Here is a 5,646-nt window from a genome sequence, read left to right as displayed (position 1 = left end):
AGGCATTGCTTGCCCGCCGCATGGGCAAAAAACGCGTGATTGCTGAGACCGGCGCGGGTCAGCACGGCGTGGCCTCCGCCACTGTTGCCGCACGCTTCGGCATGACTTGCGACGTGTACATGGGCGCGGACGATATCCAACGTCAAATGCCCAACGTGTTCCGCATGAAATTATTGGGTGCGAACGTGGTCAGCGTGGACAGCGGCAGCCGTACATTGAAAGACGCAATGAACGAAGCCATGCGCGAATGGGTGGCGCGTGTGGATGATACGTTCTACATCATTGGCACTGCCGCAGGTCCTGCGCCGTATCCTGAAATGGTACGCGATTTCCAATGCGTGATCGGTAATGAAGCCAAAGAACAAATGTTGGAAGCCATCGGCCGCCAACCTGATGTTGCCGTTGCCTGCGTGGGCGGCGGCTCGAACGCCATCGGTTTGTTCTATCCCTATATCGAAGAAGAAAACGTACGTCTGGTCGGTGTAGAAGCCGGCGGTTTGGGCGTAGATACCCCCGACCACGCCGCACCGATTACCAGTAAAGCCCCTATCGGCGTATTGCACGGCTTCCGCAGCTATTTGATGCAGGACGAAAACGGCCAAGTTTTGGGTACGCACTCCGTTTCCGCAGGCTTGGACTACCCAGGCATCGGCCCGGAACACAGCCATTTGAACGACATCAACCGCGTCGAATACACCGTTGCCAAAGACGACGAAGCACTCGAAGCCTTTGACTTGCTCTGCCGTTTCGAGGGCATTATTCCTGCGCTGGAATCCAGCCATGCCGTTGCTTGGGCGGTGAAAAACGCGCCGAAAATGAGCAAAGACCAAGTGATTTTGGTCAACCTCTCCGGTCGCGGCGATAAAGACATTAATACCGTGGCAAAACTCAAAGGCATTGAGTTGTAAGCCTTATTGATTGAGCAGTAAAGGCCGTCTGAAAAAGCTGGATTTCAGTCTTTCAGACGGCCTTTGTTTCCATAATGATCAGCGTAGTATTTTATCCGTGTAAACTCTATCAAGTATCGGCGGCTAAGGAAATTTATCCTTTCAAACCGCGCGTGTACGCTTTCTAAACCAATTATTCAAGTTATCCATCACCATGAAACATTTAGCAATCCATCTAAAACTATTGGGCATGGCGGCGTTTTGGGGCGCATCTTGGCCGATGGGGCGGATGCTGGGACAGGCGCTGCCGCCTTTAACTGGCGGTATGCTACGCTTTTTGACGGCGGCAATCTTGCTTTTGGGCTGGCTGTTTGCACGGTATCGGTTGCGTACTTTGGTGGTTTTGTCGCGCAAACAATGGCTTGGGTTGGTACTGGCGGCGGCATTCGGCGTTTTTGGTTTTACCGTATTGTCTATGCTGGGTTTGCAACGGATTCCTGCTTCAAGGGCGACGGTGTTGGTTACGTTCAATCCTGTGTTGACGATGTTTTTTGCGGCTTTGCTATTTGGCGAGAAACTCAACGGCAAGATTGTGTCGGGCATGTTGTTGGCAGTGGCAGGCTCGATATGGGCGGTTACACATGGCGAGATTGCGGCATTTTTGTCGGGCGGCGGCATAGGGTGGGGCGAAGTGCTGGTGTTTTGCAGCCTTTGCTGCTTGGTTACTTATACGATGATAGGCAGGGCGGTGTTGCGGGGGATTGATGCGCTGACTGTCACCGTGGCCACCGCTTGGCTGGGTGCAATGATGTTGCTGCCGCCTGCGTTGATTTCAGACGGCCTGCCGTTTGGTATGCTTGCCGAAATGGACGGCAGGGGCTGGTTTGCTTTGATTGGATTGTCTGTCGGGGCAACGGTCTTGAGCTATGCGTGGTATTTTGAAGGCGTGAAGTCTTTGGGCGCCGGTAGCGCAGCGGCGTACATTACTTTGGTGCCGGTATTCGGCATTTTGTGTTCCGCTTGGTTTTTGGGCGAGGCATTGCATGTTTCCTTGGTCGCCGGCTGTTTGGCGGCAGTGGGCGGATTGGCGTTGATGCAGTACGGAAGACGTGCCGTCTGAAATAGGAAATATGTTATATAATAATGAGACTAATCAAACCATTGTTTTAAACATGTCTGAACATTCCTCCCTGCTCGATTTCGACCGCGCCCATCTGCTCCATCCCTATACATCCATGACCGACCCGTTGCCTGTTTATCCGGTGCGCCGTGCGGAGGGTGTGCACATCGAATTGGCGGACGGCACTCGGTTGATTGACGGGATGTCGTCTTGGTGGTGTGCGATACACGGCTACAATCATCCCGTTTTGAATCAGGCGGTTGAGGCGCAGATTAAACAGATGTCGCATGTGATGTTCGGTGGTTTGACGCATGAGCCGGCGGTGGAGCTGGGCAAGTTGTTGGTCGGGATTTTGCCGCAGGGGCTGGACCGTATTTTTTATGCGGATTCGGGTTCGGTTTCGGTGGAAGTTGCGCTGAAGATGGCGGTGCAATACCAGCAGGCGCGGGGTTTAACGGCAAAGCAGAATATTGCGACGGTGCGGCGAGGCTATCACGGCGATACTTGGAACGCGATGTCCGTCTGCGATCCGGAAACGGGCATGCACCATATTTTCGGTAGCGCTCTGCCGCAGCGTTATTTTGTCGATAATCCGAGAAGCCGTTTCGACGATGAATGGGACGAGGTGGATTTGCAGCCTGTCCACGCCTTGTTTGAAGCGTATCATGCGGATATCGCCGCCTTTATTTTGGAACCGGTCGTGCAGGGTGCGGGCGGTATGTATTTTTATCATCCGCATTATCTTCGCGGTTTGCGCGATTTGTGCGACGAATTTGATATCGTGTTGATTTTTGATGAAATCGCCACCGGATTCGGGCGCACGGGCAAGATGTTTGCCTGCGAACACGCGGAAGTCGTGCCGGATATTATGTGCATCGGCAAGGGCTTGAGCGGCGGCTATATGACGCTGGCGGCGGCAATCACTTCGCAAAAAGTCACCGAAATGATTTCGCGCGGCGAAGCGGGCGTGTTTATGCACGGCCCGACGTTTATGGCGAACCCGCTGGCGTGTGCCGTTGCCTGCGCTTCGGTCAAACTGCTTTTGTCCCAAGATTGGCAGGCAAATATCCGACGCATTGAAAGCATTCTAAAAGGTCGTCTGAAAATTGCATGGGACATTCGCGGCGTGAAAGATGTGCGCGTTTTGGGTGCCATCGGGGTGATAGAGTTGGAAAAAAGCGTGGATATGGCGCGTTTTCAAGCGGACTGCGTGGCGCAGGGCATTTGGGTGCGCCCGTTCGGCAGGCTGGTGTATCTCATGCCGCCTTACATTATTTCAGACGACCTCTTGACCGAACTTGCCGACAAAACCGTGCAAATTTTGAAGGAACACAGCAAATGAAAGGCGTTTACTTCGTCAGCGGCATAGACACGGACATCGGCAAAACCGTCGCTACCGGCGTGTTGGCAAAACAATTATTGCAGCAAGGCAAAAGCGTGATCACGCAAAAGCCCGTGCAAACCGGTTGCCAAGACATCGCTGAAGACATCGCCGTCCATCGTAAAATCATGGGCATACCCATGCAGGAAGCCGACAAACAAGGGCTGACCATGCCCGAAATCTTCAGCTATCCGGCTTCGCCCCACCTTGCTGCCCGACTGGACGGCAGGGATTTGGACTTGGAGAAAATCCGTACCGCCACGCAAGAATTGGCGGCGCAATACGAAATCGTGTTGGTTGAAGGCGCGGGTGGTTTGATGGTTCCGCTGACGGAAAATCTGTTAACCATTGATTATATCCGTCAGCAAGGCTATCCCGTCATCCTCGTTACCAGCGGACGGCTCGGCAGCATCAACCACACCCTGCTCAGCTTCGCCGCGCTCAAACAATACGGCATTCAGTTGCACAGCCTGATTTTCAACCATATTCACGACAGCAAGGATGAAACCGTTGCCGGAGATACCTTGGAATATCTTAAAGGCCGTCTGAAAGATGAGTTTCCCAAAGCCAAATGGCAGGAATTGGCCAAGACAGAGGTGTCAGATGGAGCTTGATATACCGCGTGGCACGCTTTGTTCACATGCCGAAGCTTCAAGTCTTTTGCCGTCTAAGGCCGGACATCTACTGACCGTTTCTTCGCTAACCGCCGCTTTACGCGCTTCTGGTAAGGATTTTTCAGTCGAGCCTGTGTATTTGGGTTTGACGAAGGGGACGGACAATAGCGATGAAATCTTTGTGCGCGATGTTTTGCTCAAACTGGACGGTGAAACAGTGATACAAGCCAGAAGCGCGTGCCGGCCGGATAGCCGTCTATGGACAGAATTATTGGATTGCGGAACGCAGCCTTTGGGTGAGCGCCTGTTTGACGGTACATTGCCGTTGAAGCGTTCGGATTTTGAGTTTCTTCGTTTTGAAGATTCCGACCATCCATCTTTCAGACGGCCTGTTACCGCGCGCCGTTCGTATTTCGATTGGAACGGCGAAACATTGGAATTAACAGAATATTTCTTATTGAAATTAATAGATTTATACCGTTAAGGCCGTCTGAAAATAAAACCAATTACCGATATTTGTCATAATTCTGTTATAATACAATAAATTAAATTGTTAAGATCTGTTTAATTTCAGACGGCAATAAATTATAATAAGAACTAAGGCTCTAAAAAAGCCTTTCCTTCCGAATCGACGTATAAACAACGACACATTACATCAATGAACATAAGGCGATTTTTCCTACAAATTCTACCGCGTTACGCTGTCGGACGGATGGTGATATACGCCAAGCTGATGCGCGTCGACAAACCCATTGGCACCCTGCTTTTGCTGTGGCCGACTTATTGGGCATTGTGGATTGCGTCTAAAGGCGTTCCTGACGCGGATATTTTTATTGCCTTTACCGTAGGCACATTTCTAATGCGCAGCGCAGGTTGCGTCGTGAATGACTTTGCCGACCGCAATTTTGACGGCGCAGTAGAGCGCACCAAAAACCGCCCGTTTGCCAAAGGCTTGGTTTCCAAAACCGAAGCGCTGCTTTTAACCGTCATGCTGTGTCTGATGGCGGCTTTATGCTTGGTGCCGCTCAACCGTTTTACTTGGCTGATGAGCCTTCCGGCCTTGTTCTTGGCCGTCACATATCCCTTTACCAAACGCTTTTTCCCGTTGCCGCAGTTTTATTTGGGGCTGGCATTTTCGTTCGGCATTCCCATGGCCTTTGCCGCCGTACAAGACCGAGTGCCTCCCGAAGCATGGCTGATGTTTACCGCCAATGCCTTATGGACGCTGGCTTACGACACGATTTATGCCATGGCGGACAAAGAAGACGATTTGAAAATCGGCATTAAAACTTCGGCAATCACATTTGGCCATCACGATATTACCGCCTCTATGCTTTGCCATTTTTGGTTTACCGTATTGATGGCGGTATTGGGTATCAAAATCGGCGCAACTTGGCCTTATTGGCTGGTATTGCCGGTAACCGTTTATTGGCAGTATCAGCAGTATGCCGCCATCCGTACGCGCGACCGCCAGTTGTGTTTCGAAACGTTTTTGGCCAACAACCGCATCGGTTTGGCGTGGTTTTGCGGATTGGTCTGCCATTATTTCTAGTTGTTTTTGGTTCCCAAACTGTTTTAAAAAACTAGGTTGAGGCCGTCTGAAAAGAAAAGGAAAAGGGGTATGCCGGACATACCCCTTTTCAT

At 51.5% G+C, this 5,646-nt stretch carries 6 protein-coding genes; all 6 read left to right on the top strand.

The genetic code is table 11. The annotated features are described in order from the left end of the window. Positions 1 to 908 (top strand): tryptophan synthase subunit beta (gene trpB / locus ACTHUT_RS13065; protein ID WP_440418872.1); only part of this gene is annotated, 908 nt, incomplete at its 5' end. A 193-nt stretch (positions 909 to 1,101) separates the two neighbouring features. Then, complete coding sequence (locus ACTHUT_RS13060) at positions 1,102 to 2,007, top strand: DMT family transporter (RefSeq protein WP_250600988.1); 906 nt, start codon at positions 1,102 to 1,104, stop codon at positions 2,005 to 2,007. A gap of 52 nt (positions 2,008 to 2,059) precedes the next feature. Further along, positions 2,060 to 3,349 carry an adenosylmethionine--8-amino-7-oxononanoate transaminase gene (bioA, locus tag ACTHUT_RS13055; protein WP_250600987.1) on the top strand — a complete coding sequence of 430 codons (1,290 nt, stop codon included), beginning with the start codon at positions 2,060 to 2,062 and terminating at the stop codon, positions 3,347 to 3,349. Beyond that, entirely contained in the window at positions 3,346 to 4,002 is a 657-nt protein-coding gene (bioD, locus tag ACTHUT_RS13050) for a dethiobiotin synthase (protein WP_250600986.1), read from the top strand. Before bioA ends, bioD begins: the two co-directional genes overlap by 4 nt. Further along, a complete protein-coding gene (locus ACTHUT_RS13045; protein ID WP_250600985.1) occupies positions 3,992 to 4,486 on the top strand; it encodes a chorismate--pyruvate lyase family protein in 495 nt (164 codons plus the stop codon). Before bioD ends, ACTHUT_RS13045 begins: the two co-directional genes overlap by 11 nt. 228 nt (positions 4,487 to 4,714) lie before the next feature. Further along, positions 4,715 to 5,554: a 4-hydroxybenzoate octaprenyltransferase gene (ubiA, locus tag ACTHUT_RS13040; protein WP_431768194.1), complete on the top strand. Its 840-nt coding sequence runs from the start codon at positions 4,715 to 4,717 to the stop codon at positions 5,552 to 5,554. Positions 5,555 to 5,646 lie beyond the last annotated feature (92 nt).

Source organism: Neisseria sp. P0022.S010, assembly GCF_051956635.1.
Note: the sequence above shows the minus strand (reverse complement) of the source record. Positions and strands in the feature narration are given on the sequence as shown.

Excerpts from the sequence above, each read along its gene's own strand:
- ACTHUT_RS13060 (WP_250600988.1), top strand. The coding sequence starts at position 1,102 with ATGAAACATTTAGCAATCCATCTAAAACTATTGGGCATGGCGGCGTTT.
- bioA (WP_250600987.1), top strand. The coding sequence starts at position 2,060 with ATGTCTGAACATTCCTCCCTGCTCGATTTCGACCGCGCCCATCTGCTC.
- bioD (WP_250600986.1), top strand. The coding sequence starts at position 3,346 with ATGAAAGGCGTTTACTTCGTCAGCGGCATAGACACGGACATCGGCAAA.
- ACTHUT_RS13045 (WP_250600985.1), top strand. The coding sequence starts at position 3,992 with ATGGAGCTTGATATACCGCGTGGCACGCTTTGTTCACATGCCGAAGCT.
- ubiA (WP_431768194.1), top strand. The coding sequence starts at position 4,715 with ATGGTGATATACGCCAAGCTGATGCGCGTCGACAAACCCATTGGCACC.